At 70.9% G+C, this 16,510-nt stretch carries 15 protein-coding genes; 6 read left to right on the forward strand and 9 right to left on the reverse strand.

From position 1 onward, the window contains the following. Positions 1-21: 21 nt before the first annotated feature. Positions 22-1,056 carry an alanine racemase gene (locus QWJ90_RS01130; protein ID WP_290105743.1) on the reverse strand — a complete coding sequence of 345 codons (1,035 nt, stop codon included), beginning with the start codon at positions 1,054-1,056 and terminating at the stop codon, positions 22-24. After that, positions 1,053-1,736, reverse strand: a complete 684-nt coding sequence (locus QWJ90_RS01135) for an alanine racemase (protein WP_290105744.1) — start codon at positions 1,734-1,736, stop codon at positions 1,053-1,055. The genes QWJ90_RS01130 and QWJ90_RS01135 overlap by 4 nt, the downstream gene beginning before the upstream one ends. A 49-nt stretch (positions 1,737-1,785) precedes the next feature. On the opposite strand from QWJ90_RS01135, the gene QWJ90_RS01140 reads away from it, so the two are divergent. Next, a complete protein-coding gene (locus QWJ90_RS01140) occupies positions 1,786-2,808 on the forward strand; it encodes a sugar-transfer associated ATP-grasp domain-containing protein (protein WP_290105745.1) in 1,023 nt (340 codons plus the stop codon). A gap of 74 nt (positions 2,809-2,882) precedes the next feature. Here the strand turns inward: QWJ90_RS01140 and QWJ90_RS01145 are convergent, their stop codons facing one another. The 3 genes from QWJ90_RS01145 to QWJ90_RS01155 all read right to left on the reverse strand — a co-directional run bounded on the left by QWJ90_RS01145 (position 2,883) and on the right by QWJ90_RS01155 (position 6,009). Continuing rightward, on the reverse strand, positions 2,883-3,581 hold the full coding sequence (locus QWJ90_RS01145) for a coenzyme F420-0:L-glutamate ligase (protein WP_290105746.1): 699 nt from the start codon (positions 3,579-3,581) through the stop codon (positions 2,883-2,885). After that, positions 3,578-4,864: an RNA polymerase sigma factor gene (locus QWJ90_RS01150; protein ID WP_290105748.1), complete on the reverse strand. Its 1,287-nt coding sequence runs from the start codon at positions 4,862-4,864 to the stop codon at positions 3,578-3,580. The genes QWJ90_RS01145 and QWJ90_RS01150 overlap by 4 nt, the downstream gene beginning before the upstream one ends. A gap of 209 nt (positions 4,865-5,073) precedes the next feature. Further along, on the reverse strand, positions 5,074-6,009 hold the full coding sequence (locus tag QWJ90_RS01155) for a proteasome assembly chaperone family protein (protein ID WP_290105749.1): 936 nt from the start codon (positions 6,007-6,009) through the stop codon (positions 5,074-5,076). Between the two features lie 77 nt (positions 6,010-6,086). Between QWJ90_RS01155 and QWJ90_RS01160 the strand changes: the two genes are divergently transcribed. The 3 genes from QWJ90_RS01160 to sucB all read left to right on the forward strand — a co-directional run bounded on the left by QWJ90_RS01160 (position 6,087) and on the right by sucB (position 10,783). Next, on the forward strand, positions 6,087-7,574 hold the full coding sequence (locus QWJ90_RS01160) for a leucyl aminopeptidase (RefSeq protein ID WP_290105751.1): 1,488 nt from the start codon (positions 6,087-6,089) through the stop codon (positions 7,572-7,574). Beyond that, positions 7,571-8,944: a dihydrolipoyl dehydrogenase gene (lpdA, locus tag QWJ90_RS01165; protein ID WP_290105752.1), complete on the forward strand. Its 1,374-nt coding sequence runs from the start codon at positions 7,571-7,573 to the stop codon at positions 8,942-8,944. Before QWJ90_RS01160 ends, lpdA begins: the two co-directional genes overlap by 4 nt. A 66-nt stretch (positions 8,945-9,010) precedes the next feature. After that, positions 9,011-10,783, forward strand: coding sequence for a 2-oxoglutarate dehydrogenase, E2 component, dihydrolipoamide succinyltransferase (gene sucB, locus QWJ90_RS01170; RefSeq protein ID WP_290105754.1), 1,773 nt, complete (start codon positions 9,011-9,013; stop codon positions 10,781-10,783). A gap of 45 nt (positions 10,784-10,828) precedes the next feature. Here sucB and QWJ90_RS01175 read toward each other — a convergent pair whose 3' ends face one another. Then, positions 10,829-12,157, reverse strand: a complete 1,329-nt coding sequence (locus QWJ90_RS01175) for a hypothetical protein (protein WP_290105755.1) — start codon at positions 12,155-12,157, stop codon at positions 10,829-10,831. A gap of 133 nt (positions 12,158-12,290) precedes the next feature. On the opposite strand from QWJ90_RS01175, the gene QWJ90_RS01180 reads away from it, so the two are divergent. Then, positions 12,291-12,995, forward strand: coding sequence for a DUF4191 family protein (locus tag QWJ90_RS01180; protein WP_156240998.1), 705 nt, complete (start codon positions 12,291-12,293; stop codon positions 12,993-12,995). Positions 12,996-13,054: 59 nt separating this feature from the next. Here the strand turns inward: QWJ90_RS01180 and QWJ90_RS01185 are convergent, their stop codons facing one another. Further along, positions 13,055-13,486 (reverse strand): RDD family protein, encoded by a 432-nt coding sequence (locus tag QWJ90_RS01185; protein WP_290105756.1) that lies wholly within the window; start codon positions 13,484-13,486, stop codon positions 13,055-13,057. A gap of 134 nt (positions 13,487-13,620) precedes the next feature. Between QWJ90_RS01185 and glnA the strand changes: the two genes are divergently transcribed. Continuing rightward, positions 13,621-15,045, forward strand: a complete 1,425-nt coding sequence (gene glnA / locus QWJ90_RS01190; RefSeq protein WP_290105757.1) for a type I glutamate--ammonia ligase — start codon at positions 13,621-13,623, stop codon at positions 15,043-15,045. A 339-nt stretch (positions 15,046-15,384) separates the two neighbouring features. Here glnA and QWJ90_RS01195 read toward each other — a convergent pair whose 3' ends face one another. Beyond that, complete coding sequence (locus QWJ90_RS01195) at positions 15,385-15,543, reverse strand: hypothetical protein (RefSeq protein ID WP_290105758.1); 159 nt, start codon at positions 15,541-15,543, stop codon at positions 15,385-15,387. A 41-nt stretch (positions 15,544-15,584) separates the two neighbouring features. Then, positions 15,585-16,490: a tyrosine-type recombinase/integrase gene (locus QWJ90_RS01200; RefSeq protein ID WP_290105759.1), complete on the reverse strand. Its 906-nt coding sequence runs from the start codon at positions 16,488-16,490 to the stop codon at positions 15,585-15,587. Between the last annotated feature and the right edge of the window lie 20 nt (positions 16,491-16,510).

Below are 16,510 nucleotides of genomic sequence, written 5' to 3' on the forward strand. Positions count from 1 at the left end.
GGGCGGATGGCCGGGTGCGGCTCAGACGGCGACGCGCGGGATGAGCGGGGAGACGCGCAGCAGCGGCTCCTCGCCCACCGTGCCGATGGCCTCCGCGACGGTGGTCGCGGTGCTCTCGTGCGCGTCGCCCGGTCCGAACACGCGCACCTCGTCGCCGATGGCCGCGCCCTCCCAGGCGTCGACGACGGCCGTCGTCTCGCGGACCTCGCGCAGCGCGCGCGGCCCCGCCGGCGTGCCGACGGCCATCCGCCCCGCCAGCGTCGAGAACAGGCCGTCCAGCCAGCCGATGCCGAGCTCCACGACGCCGTCGTGCACGGCGACGACCTCGGTCACGAGAGTCGCGGCGGGCGCGATGCCGGGGATCTCCGGGCCGTCCGCCGAGCGGATGCCGTAGCAGAACGCGCCGATGCGGACGAGATCGCAGCGGAACTCCGCCCGATGCCAGCTTGCCGCGCTGGCGGCGAGGTGCCGCACGTCGGGATCGAGGCCCGCGGCGCGCGCGACGGCGACCGCGTCGTCGAACACCGCGCGCGCGGCGTCGTCCTCGGCGTCGCTGGCCTCGGCGATGTGGCTCCAGATGCCGACGACACGCACGGTGCCCTCGCGCTCCCGCTCGGCCGCGTGCGCGACGAACTCCGGCCAGTCCTCGCGCCGCACGCCGTTGCGGTGCAGCCCGGTGTCGATCTTCAGATGCACGAGGGCGGGCTGCTGCCGCTCGGCGGCGACCGTCGCCACGCGCTCGAGGTAGTCGGCGTCGCCCACGCCGAGCTCGAGCTCCGCATCGAGGGCGGCGGCGATCTCGTCGCCGCCTGCCGTCTGCCAGCAGAACACGCGCGCACGGTCGCCCGCGATCGCCTTCGCGCGGCTCGCAGAGGAGAGGTCGATCGCGCCCATCCAGCGCACGCCGACCTCGAGAGCCGCGGGGACCATCCGCTCGACGCCGTGCCCGTACGCGTCGTCCTTCACGACGAGGAGGAGATCGGCGGGCGCGACGCGCTCCGCCACCGCACGCACGTTGTCCTGGAAGCGCTCCAGGTCGATGCGCAGCTCGCTCACGCGACCACCTCCCGCTCGACGCCGAGGCCGATGCGCGCGGCGAGCTCGCCGCCCGTCAGACCGGTGACGGCAATCCACTCGCCCAGCTCGTCGCGCACCGCGCCCGCCCCGAAGTAGACGACCTCGTCGCCCGGGTGAGCATCCGGAGCCTCGCCGATGTCGACGACGCAGACGTCCATCGCGACGCGCCCGATGATGGGGCAGCGGCGCCCGCCGACGTCGACGTGCCCTCGGCTGCCGAGCGCGCGGACGACGCCCTGCGCGTAGCCGCCGGGAACGAGCGCCACGCGCGTGTCGGTCGGCGCGCGGTGGATGAACCCGTACGACACGCCCTCACGCGCGAGGAGGCGCTTGGTGGAGAGGATGGGCGCGACCAGCGACAGCACCGGCTCGCCGCCGGAGCCCGGGAGGCCGAGCACGCGCGGCATGGCCAGCGTCGGCTCATCGGCGGCGGCGGTGAGCCCGAGTTCCTCGACGACCGCCACATCCGGGCCGTCCGCCCGCACCCGCTCGACGCCCGCCGCGCGCAGGGCGCGGGCGACCGTGAGGAGGCCATGCCCCCACGCGTCGCGACGCAGGTCGCCGACGGCGCCGGACGGTGCGTCGTGCAGGTTCGCGGCGAGGGCCGAGGTCGACACGCGCCCGAGGGGCGCCGCGGTCCGAAGGCGCTGCGAAGTCACCCGATCTAGACTAGCCAGGCCCATCGCAAGCCACCTGGAGGACGCCCGCATGCCCTCGACCCGCCTGAGCCCCGGCCCCAAGCTCCGCTACCTCGTGGAGCGCGCGCGCCGCATCGACGTCGGCTCGGTGATCGAACGCGCCAAGGAGGTGCACGAGCAGCACGGCAAGGCCGTGCCGCTCGTCGTCGCCGACATGCTGTGGTCCGCCGCCCGCCGCGACGTCGCCTTCCAGGACTACGTCGACTACGACTTCGCGATCCTCAGCCCCGAGGAGCGCGCGACCTTCATGACGCACCCGGTCTCCGCGCAGCTCGCCGCGCGCTATGCGCACCCCGACCATCGTCTGGTGTTCGAGAACAAGATCGAGTTCAACCGGCGCTTCGACCGATTCCTCCGTCGCGAGTGGCTGGTCGTCGAGGCCGGCAACGCCGATGCTGTCCGCGCCTTCGTCGAGAAGCACGGCACGATCGTCGCGAAGGTGCCCGTCAGCCACATGGGGCTCGGCGTGCACCGCTACCACGCCGCTGAGGTCGACGACTGGTCGGCCTTCCACCGCGGCCTGCTCGAGCGCGACGAGATCCTTCTCGAGCAGCTCATCGTGCAGCACGCCGATCTCGCCGCCGTCTGCCCCGGCACCGTCAACACCACGCGCATCACGGCGTTCAACGACAAGAAGGACGTCCATATCCTCGCCATCGCGCAGAAGTTCGGCCGCGGCGCGGTCAGCGACCAGATGTCGTTCGGCGGCTTCTACACGATGCTCGACGACGCCGGCCGCGCGATCGGGGCCGGGTACGACTCGCACGGCCACGTGCACGAGAAGCACCCCGACACCGGCTTCCCCATCGCCGACTTCCAGCTGCCGTTCATGGCGGAGGTCCGCGCGTTCATCGACGAGGTCGCGCGCGTCGTGCCCGAGGTCCAGTACGTGGGATGGGACGTGGTCGTCTCCCCGGACGGGCCGGTCCTCGTCGAGGGCAACTGGGGCGCCGGCGTCTACGAGAACAAGCCGTCGGTGACGGGCATCCGCACCGGCCACAAGCCCCGCTACCGCAGCGCCATCGGCTTCTGAGCACACCACAAAGGCGGGCCCCCCGAGGGGAGCCCGCCTTTGTCATGCCCTGTCTGCTGTCATGCCCTGTCTGCTCAGACCTTGCGGATGATCCCGAGCGGGGTCGACTGGTGCCCCTGGCCGAGCGGGTTGTCGCGGAGGATGCGCACGAGGCGCTTCTCCCCCGCCTTGTCGAGCGTCGAGCCGAGGATGTTGCCGCCGATGTCGTTGATGTCGACGACGGCGACGTCGGCGTCCACGCCGAGCAGCGACCGCACGTGCGCGGCGACGTCGCGCGGGCGCTCGGGCCCGAGCACCACGGCGCGGTTGTACGGCGGGATGGTCCCGGGCGTCGGGCCGTCGATGGCACGCGCCTTGTCGCCGGCGATGCGGTAGAAATCGCCGCGTCGTCCGAGGAGTTTCGTCACAGCGGAGACGCCCGCCGCGAAGAGGATCCTCGGGGTGCCGACCTCCCGCAGCGCCATCTCCATGGTCTCGGGGATGCCGAGCCCGATGCCGTACGCCGTCTTCGTGACGTACTTCGACAGGAACGTCGCGAGCTTCCGCGGACGGATCTCGTCCATCATGTACGAGCGGCCCTGCATGATCGCGATGATCTTCTCGGTCACGAAGAGCAGGTCACCCGGACGGACGGCATCCTTCGCGTACTCCGCGATGATCGCGTCGATCTCGTCGCCCGGCATGACCACGCGCGTGCGCAGCGGGATGCGCTGGTAGCGCGCGCCATCCACCTCGACCTCGAGGAGCTTGCCCTCGTTCGCCTCGCCGCTCACTCGAGGTAGTCCCGCAGCGACTGCGAGCGGCTCGGGTGACGCAGCTTCGCCATGGTCTTGGACTCGATCTGGCGGATGCGCTCACGCGTCACGCCGAAGGTGTCGCCGATCTGGTCGAGGGTCTTCGGCTGGCCGTCGCCGAGGCCGAAGCGCATGCGGATGACGCCCGCCTCGCGCTCGGAGAGCGAGTCGAGAAGGCTCTCCAGCTGACGCTGCAGCATGGTGAAGCCCACCGCGTCGGCCGGGACGACCGCCTCGGTGTCCTCGATGAGGTCGCCGAATTCGCTGTCGCCGTCCTCGCCCAGCGGGGTGTGCAGCGAGATCGGCTCGCGGCCGTACTTCTGCACCTCCACGACCTTCTCCGGGGTCATGTCGAGCTCCTTGGAGAGCTCCTCGGGCGTGGGCTCGCGGCCGAGGTCCTGCAGCATCTGCCGCTGGACGCGCGCGAGCTTGTTGATCACCTCGACCATGTGCACCGGGATGCGGATGGTGCGGGCCTGGTCGGCCATCGCGCGGGTGATCGCCTGGCGGATCCACCACGTGGCGTACGTGGAGAACTTGAAGCCCTTGGTGTAGTCGAACTTCTCCACCGCGCGGATGAGACCGAGGTTGCCCTCCTGGATGAGGTCCAGGAACTGCATGCCGCGGCCGGTGTAGCGCTTGGCCAGCGACACCACGAGTCGGAGGTTCGCGCCGAGCAGGTGGCTCTTCGCACGCTGACCGTCGCGGGAGACCCACTGGAGGTCGAGGCCGAGCTGGCTCGACTTCTCAGCGGCCGACATCTTCGACAGCTTCTCCTCGGCGAACAGGCCGGCCTCGATGCGCATTGCGAGGTCGACCTCCTCCGCGGCGTTGAGGAGCGGCACCTTGCCGATCTGCTTCAGGTAGTCCTTGACAGGGTCGGCCGTGGCGCCGGTGATCTGCGTCGAGTAGACGGGGACGTCTTCCTCGTCGGTCGAGCTGATGACGATGGCGCCCGTCGGAAGCGGCTCGGCGACCGGCTTCTTGTCGTCCTTCTCTTCGCCCTTGGCGTCGTCCTTCGGCTCCTCGGCCTCGTCGACGTCTTCGATCTCGACGTCGTTCTCGGTCTCGGCATCCTCGTCGGACGTCTTCTTCGCCGTGCTCTTGGTCGCCTTCGCCTTCTTCGCCGGCGCGGCCTTCGCTGCGGTCTTCTTGGTCGTCTTCTTCGCCGCGGCGGTCTGCGTCGTCTCCTCGACGACCTCGCTCTCGGCGGTCTCGTCCTTCTTCGCGGTGCTCCGCGAAGCCTTCGTGGCAGTTGTCACGTTCTCGCCTTTCACCGACGGCGCTGCGCGCGTCGCCCTCGGTTGTCTTCGGGCACTAGTAAGACCCTTGTCAAGTGCCGTGCCTTCACAGCACGGACTCGGCAATGGGTCGTGGAGTCATTCTCTCATACCTCAGCTCCGTCCTCAGACGTGCTCTGCAGTCAGAGATGCCAACGCCCGCGGGGCGGCCCGCATTCCCCCGGACCCGCTCAGTTCGGCTTGTCCTCGTCGCCGTTCGGGCGCGTGGCGAGGTAGCGCTCGAGCTCGGCGGCGAGCTCGTCGGCGCTCGGCAGATCGCTCTCGTGCAGCAGGCCGGTCGAGCTGGCCTCGGCCCCGCCGGAGAGGTTGGCGATGTAGGCGTCGTAGCGCTCCTCGAGCCCCGTGACCATGCGCGCCAGCTCGTCGTTCGCGACGATCTGCTCATCGACCTTGCCGAGATACTCCATGTTCTCCCGGCGCAGGCCGTCGAGGTCGAACACGCGCCCCGTGGACGACGCGATCCGATCGATCGCCGACAGCGTGGCCGCCGGGTAGTCCGTCTCCGCGAGGTAGTGCGGGATGAGGAGCACGAAGCCGGCCACCAGCATCCCCGCCTCCGTCGCGCGGAACTCCAGCAGATGGCCCGCGGTCGCGGGCACCTGCGTGCGCGGCTGCCAGATCGACTGCGCGGCGATGAGCTCGCTGCGGTTGCCGCTCACGGTGACCCCCAGGCCACGTGTGTGCGGCACCGGCATCGCGATGGCGTGGACCCAGGTGAGCCCGGTCACGTCGAACTCGCGCGCGAATGCCACCACGGCGTCAGCGAACGCCTCCCACACGAAGTCGGGCTCATAGCCGGAGAGGAGGAGGAACGGCTGCCCCAGCGCGTCGTGCACGAGCGAGAGCTCGAGCCGCGGCGGCCGGAACTCCGTGAGGTGGTCCTTGTCGAAGGTGACGATGGGACGACGCGCCCGGTAGTCGAGGAGCACGTCGTTCGAGAACACCGCGACGGGTCTCGGGTCCAGGTCCTCGCGAATGTAGTCGATGGCTCCCGAGACCGCGCCGCCGGCGTCGGTGAATCCCGTCAGGAGAACGACCAGTGGCAGCCCGCCGGGGACCACGGGGGCGTCGGCGAGGCGTTCGAAGAGGTCTCGAGGGGCGGGCATTCCTCCATGCTACGAGTCGCGCGGATGAACCGCTCGGGGTCGACCGGCGCCCGCCGCGGCCAACCTAGGATGGAGGAATGCCGTACCCCGAGATCGTGCTGTCCCCTTCCGCATTCCCCACCGACGGCGCGGAGGCCCTCGTCGTCGCCGTTCCGGATCTCTCCGGCGGGGCCCCAGCGGAGCTGGCCGATCTCGCTCCCGCGCTCGACGCTGTCGGCTTCACCGGCACCCGGAACGCCTTCGCCCGGGTCTACGCGCCCGCGTTCGCCGATCTGCCGCTGGCCGTCGTGGGTCTCGGGAAGAAGGCCGACGCGAACGCCGTCCGCGATGCCGTGGGCACCGCCATCCGCTCTCTCACCGGATTCCAGTCGGTCGGCATCGCCGTCGCCGCCGAGGTGGACGACGCCTGGCGCGCCGCCGCCGAGGGCGCCGCGCTCGGCGGGTACGTGTTCGACTCCTACAAGACGGACAGCGCGGAGAAGGCCGCCAAGCGCCGCCGCGCCACCCGCGTGATCGTGAGCGCTCCCGCGTCGGCGGACGACGCCGCGCTCGCGGCCGTCCGGGCCGGCGCCGAGGCCGTCGCGCTCGTGAAGGATCTCGTCTCGACGCCCGCCGAGTGGCAGAGCCCTGCTCAGCTCGCCGACCGCGCGATCGAGTCCACGAAGGACCTCCCCGTCGAGGTCACCGTGTGGGAGGAGAAGGCGCTGGCGGATGCGGGCTTCGGCGGCATCCTCGGCGTCGGCCAGGGGTCAGACCGGCCGCCGCGCCTCGTGCGCCTGGACTACGCGCCCGCCGGCGCCGAGCGGCACGTCGCGCTCGTCGGCAAGGGCATCACGTTCGACACCGGCGGTCTGTCGCTGAAGCCGGCCGCCTCCATGGTGGGCATGCAGGAGGACATGACCGGAGCCGCCGAGGTGCTCGCCGTCGTCCGCGCGGCCGCCCAGCTCGAGCTCCCGGTGCGGGTCACCGGCTGGATGTGCATCGCCGACAACATGCCGTCGGGCCGCGCCATCCGCCCCGGCGACGTCCTCGTGATGGCCGACGGCACGACCGTCGAGGTCACGAACACCGATGCCGAGGGCCGCCTGGTCCTCGCCGACGGCCTCATCGCCGCCAGCCGAGAGGACCCCGACGTCATCGTCGACGTCGCCACCCTCACCGGCGCGATGATCGTCGCGCTCGGCACCCGCCACACCGGAGTCATGGGCGAGGGCGACGCGGTCGACGCGTTCCTCCGCTCGGCCGACCGCACCGGCGAGCTCGCCTGGGCGCTGCCGCTGCCGGAGCACATCGCCGACGAGCTCGACTCCCGCGTGGCCGACATGCGCAATGCGAACGTCGGCAACCGCGCGGGCGGCGCCCTGTTCGCCGGGCTCTTCCTGCAGCGCTTCATCGGCCGCCGCGGACAGGGCGAGGACGCCGCTCGGATCCCCTGGGTGCACCTCGACATCGCGGGGTCCGCGATGAGCACGTCCAGCCCGTTCGGCTTCACCGACAAGGGCCCCACCGGCGCCAGTGTCCGTGCGCTCATCGATTTCGTCGCCGCGGGCGGTGAGGTGCGATGACCGAGCGCTCCTTCGACGTCGTCGTCCTCGGCGGCGGCAGCGGAGGGTACGCCGCGGCGCTGCGCGCCGCGGAGCTCGGACGCACGGTCGCCGTGGTCGAGCGGGACAAGGTCGGCGGAACGTGCCTGCACCGCGGGTGCGTGCCCACGAAGGCGCTCCTCCATGCCGCCGAGGTCGCCGACACCGTGCGCGATGCGGCCCGCTACGGCATCCACGCGGACCTCCTCGGCATCGACGCCGCGCGCATCGCGACGTACCGTGACGGGATCGTCGCGAAGAAGCACAAGGGGCTCGAGGGGCTGCTGAAGGCGCGCGGCATCACCGTCGTGCCGGGCGAGGGACGCCTCGAGAGCGGCCCCGCCGTGCGCGTGGGCGACGAGCTGCTGCGCGCGCGCGATGTCGTGCTCGCCACCGGCTCGTACAGCCGGACGCTGCCGGGGATCGAGATCGGCGGCCGGATCATCACGAGCGAGGGCGCGCTGGAGCTCGGCGAGGTGCCGCGCAGCGCGATCATCCTCGGGGGCGGGGTGATCGGCGCGGAGTTCGCCAGCCTGTGGCGCTCCCTCGGTGCCGACGTCACCATCGTCGAGGCTCTGGACCACCTCGTCCCGAACGAGGACGTCACCCTCAGCAAGGGTCTCGAGCGCGCGTACCGGCGCCGGGGCATCGGCATGTCGCTCGGCGTCCGCTTCGCTTCCACGAGGCAGGACGACGACGGCGTCACGGTGGCGCTCGAGAGCGGGGACGCACTCACGGCCGACGTGCTCCTCGTCGCCGTGGGCCGCGGTCCGGCGACCGACGGCGTGGGCCTCGACGAGACCGGGGTGCGCCGCGAGCGCGGCTTCGTCGTCGTCGACGAGCAGCTGCGCACGAACGTCCCGAACGTGTGGGCGGTGGGCGACATCGTCCCCGGCCTCCAGCTCGCGCACCGCAGCTTCCAGCAGGGGATCGCCGTGGCCGAGCGCATCGCGGGGATGGCCAGCGCGCCCGTCCCCGACACGCACGTGCCGCGCGTGACGTACTCCCACCCCGAGCTCGCCTCGGTCGGTGTGACCGAGGCTCAGGCCGTCGCCGCGCATGGCGAGGCCGAGATCGAGACCGCCGAGTACAACCTCGCGGGCAACGCCCGCAGCGAGATCATCGGGACGGGCGGGCTCGTCAAGGTGATCCGACGGAAGAACGGGCCGGTCCTGGGCGTTCATCTCATCGGCGATCGCGTCAGCGAGCTCATCACGGAGGGCCAGCTCGCCGTGGCGTGGGACGCCCACCCCGAGGACCTCGCCCCTCTCATCCACGCGCATCCGACGCAGAGCGAGGCGCTCGGCGAAGCCTTCCTGGCCCTCGCCGGAAAACCGCTTCACGCGCTCTGAGCCCGTCGGCGCGCGCGACGACACTAAGCTAGATAAGAATTCGACACTCCGAAGGAGACTCCTGACATGAGCACTTCCGTCGTCCTCCCCGCGCTCGGCGAGAGCGTCACCGAGGGTACGGTCACCCGCTGGCTGAAGCAGGTCGGCGACACCGTCGAAGCGGACGAGCCGCTTCTCGAGGTCTCGACCGACAAGGTAGACACCGAGATCCCCTCCCCCGTGAGCGGCGTCCTGGAGGCGATCCTCGTGCAGGAGGACGAGACCGTCGAGGTCGGCGCCGAGCTCGCCCACGTGGGCGACGGCTCGGGTGCCGCCGAAGCGCCCGCCGCCCCCGCCGCCGAGAGCGCCTCCGCACAGCAGAGCGCGCCCGCAGAGCAGAGCGCACCTCAGCAGAGCGCTCCCGCTCCCGCCGAAGCCGCTCCGGCGGCCGCCGCCGATGCCGGAGCGAGCGACGACGCCTCCGACGTCGTCCTCCCGGAGCTCGGCGAGAGCGTCACCGAGGGCACCGTCACCCGCTGGCTGAAGCAGGTCGGCGACAGCGTCGAGGTCGACGAGCCGCTGCTCGAGATCTCCACCGACAAGGTCGACACCGAGATCCCGTCGCCGGTCGCCGGCACCGTGCAGGAGATCCTCGTCCAGGAGGACGAGACGGTCGAGGTGGGCTCCGTGCTCGCCCGCGTCGGCAGCGGCGCTCCGGCGGCGCAGCCGCAGGCACAGCCTCAGGGCCAGGCGCCGGCGCCCGCACAGGCTTCCGAGCCCGCTCCCCAGCACGAGGTGGCGGAGGAGACCGCGCAGTCGCCGGCAGCGCCCGCCGAGTCGGAGGCCAAGGAGCCCGTTCAGGCGCAGGCCGCCGCACCGCAGCAGGCTCCCGCCCAGCAGGCTCCCGCCCAGCAGGCTCCCGCCGAGCAGGCTCCCGCCGAGGGCGAGGAGAAGCTGTACGTCACGCCGCTCGTGCGTCGTCTGGCCGCTCAGCACGGCGTCGACCTGGCCTCCGTCAAGGGGACCGGCGTCGGCGGACGCATCCGCAAGGAGGACGTGCTGAAGGCCGCCGAGGGCGCTTCCGCTCCGGCAGCCGCCGAGGCCGCCCCTGCCGCGCCGGCCGCCAAGCCCGAGCCGTCGCCGCTGCGCGGCACCACCGCTCCGATGTCGCGCCTGCGCAAGGTGCTCGCATCGCGCGCCGTGGAGTCGATGCAGAAGACCGCTCAGCTCACCACCGTGGTCGAGGTCGACGTCACCAAGCTCGCGGGGTACCGCGACCAGGTGAAGGGCACGTTCCTCGAGAAGACCGGCGACAAGCTGTCGTTCCTGCCGTTCTTCGCGCTCGCGGCCGCCGAGGCACTGCAGGCGTTCCCGATCGTGAACTCCACGGTCGACGCCGACAACAACATCGTGTACCCGCCGAGCGAGAACCTGTCGATCGCGGTGGACACCGAGCGCGGCCTGCTCACGCCGGTCGTGCGCGATGCCGGATCGAAGAACCTCGCGCAGATCGCCCACGAGATCGCCGACCTCGCCGCACGCACGCGCGACAACAAGCTGAAGCCCGACGAGCTCTCCGGCGGCACCTTCACGCTCACCAACACGGGTTCGCGTGGCGCGCTGTTCGACACCCCCGTGGTGTTCCTGCCGCAGTCCGCGATCCTCGGCACGGGCGTCGTCTTCAAGCGCCCCGGCGTGGTCAAGGTCGACGGGGTCGAGGCGATCGGCATCCGCTCGTACGTCTACCTCGCGCTGTCGTACGACCACCGCACGATCGACGGAGCGGACGCCGCGCGCTTCCTCTCCGCGGTGAAGACGCGGTTGGAGGCGGCCGACTTCGCCGCCGACCTCGGGATCTGATCTTCCGAGCCAGCTGACGAAGGGGGCCGGATGGACGTGTGTCGTTCATCCGGCCCCCTTCGCCGTCTCGTAGAGCTGTCGCACGCGCCACTCGCCCTGCACGCGCTCGAGCACCACATGGCGGTGCCCGGCGTCCTGGGCGATGCGAGTCACCGCGACGTCGCCGAAGTCGTCCACGAGCGCGACTTCGTCTGCGGTGACGCCCTCCACGAGGCGAGCGGTCGCCTCCTCCGGAGTCTCCTCCTCCGGGGTCTCGTCCTCCGGGGAGCTCTCCTGTCCTGCCGCGCCCTCCGGGGTGTTCTCCGCCGGCGAGACGGGTTCGGCCGAGGTGGGCTCCGACGGATCGCCCGACGGCGCGGATGCCTCGACCATCGCGGACTGCTCGCCAGAAGCCGGCGGTGCGTCGGAAGCCATCGGCGCGTCGGCTTCGGCGCTTCCCTCCCCGGGCCACAACGCTCCGATGAGGAGCACGGCTCCCGCACACGCGGCACCCACGAGGAGCGGAGCGCGACGGGACCGCGAAGGGCCCGACGGCCGCCGGGTGCTTCGACGCCGCCCGACCGCCGTCATCATCTCCCCCACGGACTCCCACGCCCCCGCCGCGAGAGCGGCCACTCCCGCGTCCACGTGCCGATCGAGCCACGCGCCGACGGCCTGCGCCGCGCCCTCCGCGGAGGGAGCAGGTCGCTCGACCTCGGGGATCGCGTCCTCCGCCGTCCGTTCCTCGAGGGCGAGCGCCCGCGGTGCATACGCTTCGAAGAGCCTCCCCTCTATGGCGTCGACGGCGCGGTGAAGGCCGCGCGGTCGTTCGAGTGCCGTGACGGCCTCCTCGAGGACGCGGCGGAGCACCCGGTCGGCCGACCCCCGTGCGAGGCCCTCCAGCACGCGCCGCGCCGAAGCCTCCGGCGTCTCGCCCGCGCCCTCGGCGAAGATCGGCCGCGCCTCATCGGTCAGCCACCACTCCCCGGCCGGTCCCTGCTCGTGTCCGGTGCGGCCATCCCACGCCTCCTGGACACCGCGCAGCAGGCTGACCGCCAGCGTCACGACCTCGCCGCCCGCGGGCGGTGAGCCCGACGCCGTGCGCATCGCCAGCCAGACCTCCAGCCGCGCGACGCACCACGGCAGCACGAGCGCGTGCCCATCGGTGAGGAGCACGATGTCCCGCGGCGAGAGGACGTGCGCGTGGCCTGCCGCGCGCCATCCCACCCAGTCGTCCAGCACCTCTGCGCGCACGAGCTGCACCACGTCGTCTCCGCACCTCGCCAGCTCCCCCGCGATGGGCACGGCGGGCGGCCGGACGTGGCGAATCGGGCGATACGCACTCGTCGCCTCCGAGATCTCCCGCTCCCCGGCGAGGACGCCACCCCAGCTCATGCCCTCAGCCTGCCGCCCCGTCGCGAGCTGCAGCGGGGTGACCGCGTCGCAGCGCACGACGCGCCGGTTCCGGCTCGCCTGTGCACACGGCGTCGGGCCGCGTGAACAGGAGCGCCCCGGTAGTCTTGTTCTCATGGCACGCAGCACTCCCACCGAGAAGCGGCCGGGCTTCTTCTCGCAGATCCGGTCACTGTTCACGTTCACCCGTGAGGCCTTCCCGTGGATCGGATGGCTGCTCGCCGGGATCATCGTGCTCGGCGTCCTGCTGGGTGTCGTCGTCGGCTTCCTCCTGCAGCCCCAGTGGTGGGGCATCCTCCTCTGGGGCATCACCGGTCTCATGGTCGGCGCCCTCGCGGCGATGATGACGATGACGCGCCTCTCCACGCGTGCGATGTACCGCAAGCTCGACGGGATGCCCGGGGCGGCCGGCCACGTGCTGGCGAACATGCTCGGCCGCAACTGGCGCGGCGAGGACATGCCGGTGGGCATCAACCCCAAGACGCAGGAGGCGGTGTACCGCGCCGTCGGCCGCGGCGGCATCGTCGTCGTGGGCGAGGGATCGAAGGGCCGACTCACGCGCCTCATGCGCGACGAGCGGATGCGCGCTCAGCGCGTGGCGCACGGCGTGCCGGTGCACGAGTACTACGTCGGCCACGGCGACGGCGAGGTGCCGATCGACCAGCTCGCGAAGACCGTCAAGTCCCTGCCCAAGGCGATCGACCGGGCGACGATGGCGGCCGTGCTCCAGCGCGTCGAGTCCGTGTCGCAGTCCATCGCGTCGCTTCCCATTCCCAAGGGCATCGACCCCACCAAGGTGCGCTCGCAGCGACCGCGTTGAGTCGCCCCTGACACGACGAAGCCCCGCCGATTCCGGCGGGGCTTCGTCGTGTCCGGCGCTCAGCGGCGCACGAGGACCGTTCCGGCGACCCGGTCGTGCAGTCCGCGGCGGTCGGCGTCCCACACGACCGCGGGAATGACGACGACGAGCAGGATGGTCCGGACGATCGGGCGCCAGATCCCCGTCCAGGCGCCGTCGGCGCGGACGAGACGCAGGCCGGCGATCCGGTGGCCGGGACTGCCGCCCAGCATGGGGATGAAGACGATGTGGAGCACGGCGAAGACCATCATGGGCGCGAACAGCGTCAGGCCCGCCTCCTCCGGCAGCGCGAACTGGTCGTAGCCGAAGAACGCCGTGGCGATGATCGTCGCGGCGGTGTAGTCGATGACGAGGCCGATGATGCGGCGACCGAGGCGGGCGATGGAACCGGGGCCTTCTGCGGGGAGACCGAGGCTCGCTCCCGGGTGGTCGGCGTGGGAGGGGGATGTCACCGGATGAGCCTAGAGGACCGGGGCTGTGTAACATGCCGGAAACATAAGGGACACGGCGGGGCAATCCCGCCGTCATATGTTTGCGCCGTTGTCCGTTCGCGGACGCCCGACTCGAGACCCGACTGGAGCCCCCGATGTTCAAAGATTCCTCCGAGGTGCTGGCCTTCATCAAGGACGAGGACGTCAAGTTCCTCGACATCCGCTTCACCGACCTCCCCGGTGTGCAGCAGCACTTCAACATCCCGGCCTCGACGGTGGACGAGGAGTTCTTCACCGTCGGCCAGCTCTTCGACGGATCGTCCATCCGCGGGTTCGCGAACATCCACGAGTCCGACATGCAGCTCATCCCCGACGTGTCGACGGCGTACCTCGACCCGTTCCGCGAGGCGAAGACGCTGATCATGGTCTTTGACATCTACAACCCGCGCAACGGCGAGATCTACTCGAAGGACCCGCGTCAGGTCGCCAAGAAGGCGGAGAAGTACCTCGCCTCGACCGGCATCGCCGACACCGCGTTCTTCGCTCCGGAGGCCGAGTTCTATATCTTCGACGACGTGCGCTACGAGGTGAAGGAGAACTCGAGCTTCTACTCCGTCGACTCGGAGGAAGGCGCGTGGAACACCGGGCGCAAGGAGGAGGGCGGCAACCTCGCCAACAAGACCCCCTTCAAGGGCGGCTACTTCCCCGTCTCGCCGGTCGACAAGACGGCGGACCTCCGCGACGACATGAGCCTCAAGCTCATCGAGGCGGGCCTCGAGCTCGAGCGCTCGCACCACGAGGTGGGCACCGGCGGACAGCAGGAGATCAACTACCGCTTCGACACCATGGTGCACGCGGCCGACGACATCCTGAAGTTCAAGTACATCATCAAGAACACCGCCGAGGAGTGGGGCAAGGTCGCCACCTTCATGCCGAAGCCGCTCTTCGGCGACAACGGCTCGGGCATGCACACGCACCAGTCGCTGTGGGCCGACGGCAAGCCGCTGTTCTACGACGAGACCGGCTACGGCGGGCTCAGCGACCTCGCCCGCTGGTACATCGGCGGCCTGCTCGCGCACGCTCCCTCGGTCCTCGCGTTCACGAACCCCACGCTGAACAGCTACCACCGTCTGGTGAAGGGCTTCGAGGCGCCGGTCAACCTCGTCTACTCCGCCGGCAACCGCTCCGCGGCCATCCGCATCCCGATCACGGGCTCGAACCCGAAGGCCAAGCGCATCGAGTTCCGCGCACCTGACGCCTCGGGCAACCCTTACCTCGCCTTCGCCGCGCAGCTGATGGCGGGCCTCGACGGCATCAAGAACCGCATCGAGCCGCACGAGCCGGTCGACAAGGACCTCTACGAGCTTCCCGCTGAGGAGGCCCGCAACATCCCGCAGGTGCCGAACTCGCTCCAGGACTCGCTCGACGCGCTTCGCGACGACCACGCCTTCCTCCTCGAGGGCGGCGTGTTCACGCAGGAGCTCATCGACACCTGGATCGAGTACAAGGAGGAGAACGAGATCAAGCCGCTCGCGCAGCGCCCTCACCCCTTCGAGTACGAGCTGTACTTCGGCGTGTGATCTAGCCACTTCGACGGCGGGGGCCTCCTCCCCTAGTGATGACGCGGATTTCCGCTCCACCACTGGGAAGGAGGCCCCTTTCGCTATCGCCTCGCCGGTCCTGTCGAGTCCTGCTCGGTCCTGCTCGATCCGCTCCGTTTACAGCCAGATCACATCCCGAGAGTCCCCCCTATGCTCACCTGGTCCGAGGTCCGCGACCTGCTCTCCGTCGTCGGCGCGACCGACGTCGACGAGCTCATCGAGTGGCTGCGGGAGTACCTCGACCAGGCGCCCTCTTCGTAACGGCGTTCCGCCACACCACGATCTGATGCGTGCCACCCGGCTCCCGCGTGAACTCGATCAGCACGACCCGGTCCACTGCACCCATGCCCACACCGGAAGCGGGCGCTTCGCCCACTCCACGCGGCCGCCGTACGCCTGCACCGGCAGCGTCACCGGCCGGCGCTGCGCGAGCGCCCGTTCGATTGAGCCGTCCGACGGCGGTCTGTTGCTACCCACCCGGCGAGGCTACGGGCGGCCTCGGACACCCTCCGCCCTCGTCAGCTGCTCACGGCGAAAGCGCGGGCGGCGAGGTGCGCGGCGTGCTGGTCGAGATTCCCCCGGTTCCGGTAGTAGTGCAGCGTCGTGCGCGGGTCGGCGTGGTCGGCGAACTCCTGCGCTTCGATGAGGGTGGCGCCGGCGTCGATGACCGCGGTGACGGCGGCGTGGCGGAGGGTGTGCGGGTGGGCGTTCTCCGGGAGGTCGGCTTTGCGGAGGAGGCGCTTGGTCCAGTCGTACGCGCCGGCGCGGGTCTGCTGCTTCCCGGCGCGGGTGAGGATGAGCGGACCACTGGTGCGGTCGCCGGCGGCGCGCTGGATGATGCGCAGTAGCGGGACGGGGATCGGCTTCACGCGGATCTTCCCGCCCTTGCGGACGGTGCGGAGGACGACGTACCCGAGGTCGTCCTCACGGAAGTCCTCGACGCGCACGGCGCACGCTTCGGACACGCGGAGCCCGAGCATCGACATGAGGCCGACGAGCGCGGCGTGCGCGGGTGAGGTGTCGATCGCGACGCGCAGAAGGGTCTTCACCTGCTCGGGTGTGAGGGTGGCGATGGCCTCCGGGTCCTCGTGCACCTTCGGAAGGCGGAGCAGCACGGTCGGGTCGCGGTCGATGAGCTCGTCAGCGACGGCGAGCTGATAGAAGCCACGGACAGGCTTCATCCGTCGGATGACGGAGGAAGGCTTGTTGCCGCGGTCTTCGAGCAAGTGCTGGATGAACAGCTCGAGGTGCGGACGTCGGGCGGCCATCGGGTCGACGCCGGCGGCAGCGCACCAGGTGAAGTAGACGCGGAGGTCGGCGGCGTACAGCTGCCGGGTGGCTCCGTCGTACCGGGCGAGGTACGCGTCACGCGCGAGCGCGGCGATGTCGTTTCGGGCAGGGGTGTGCGCAGTAGCATTGGCCACGGCGGCTCCAATCTCACACA

It is taken from the genome of Microbacterium oryzae (assembly GCF_030406385.1).
Lineage (GTDB): Bacteria > Actinomycetota > Actinomycetes > Actinomycetales > Microbacteriaceae > Microbacterium > Microbacterium oryzae_A.

Coding starts and splice junctions, on each gene's coding strand:
- QWJ90_RS01140 (WP_290105745.1), top strand. CDS start 1,786: ATGCCCTCGACCCGCCTGAGCCCCGGCCCCAAGCTCCGCTACCTCGTG.
- QWJ90_RS01155 (WP_290105749.1), bottom strand. CDS start 6,009: ATGCCCGCCCCTCGAGACCTCTTCGAACGCCTCGCCGACGCCCCCGTG.
- QWJ90_RS01160 (WP_290105751.1), top strand. CDS start 6,087: ATGCCGTACCCCGAGATCGTGCTGTCCCCTTCCGCATTCCCCACCGAC.
- lpdA (WP_290105752.1), top strand. CDS start 7,571: ATGACCGAGCGCTCCTTCGACGTCGTCGTCCTCGGCGGCGGCAGCGGA.
- sucB (WP_290105754.1), top strand. CDS start 9,011: ATGAGCACTTCCGTCGTCCTCCCCGCGCTCGGCGAGAGCGTCACCGAG.
- QWJ90_RS01175 (WP_290105755.1), bottom strand. CDS start 12,157: ATGAGCTGGGGTGGCGTCCTCGCCGGGGAGCGGGAGATCTCGGAGGCG.
- QWJ90_RS01180 (WP_156240998.1), top strand. CDS start 12,291: ATGGCACGCAGCACTCCCACCGAGAAGCGGCCGGGCTTCTTCTCGCAG.
- glnA (WP_290105757.1), top strand. CDS start 13,621: ATGTTCAAAGATTCCTCCGAGGTGCTGGCCTTCATCAAGGACGAGGAC.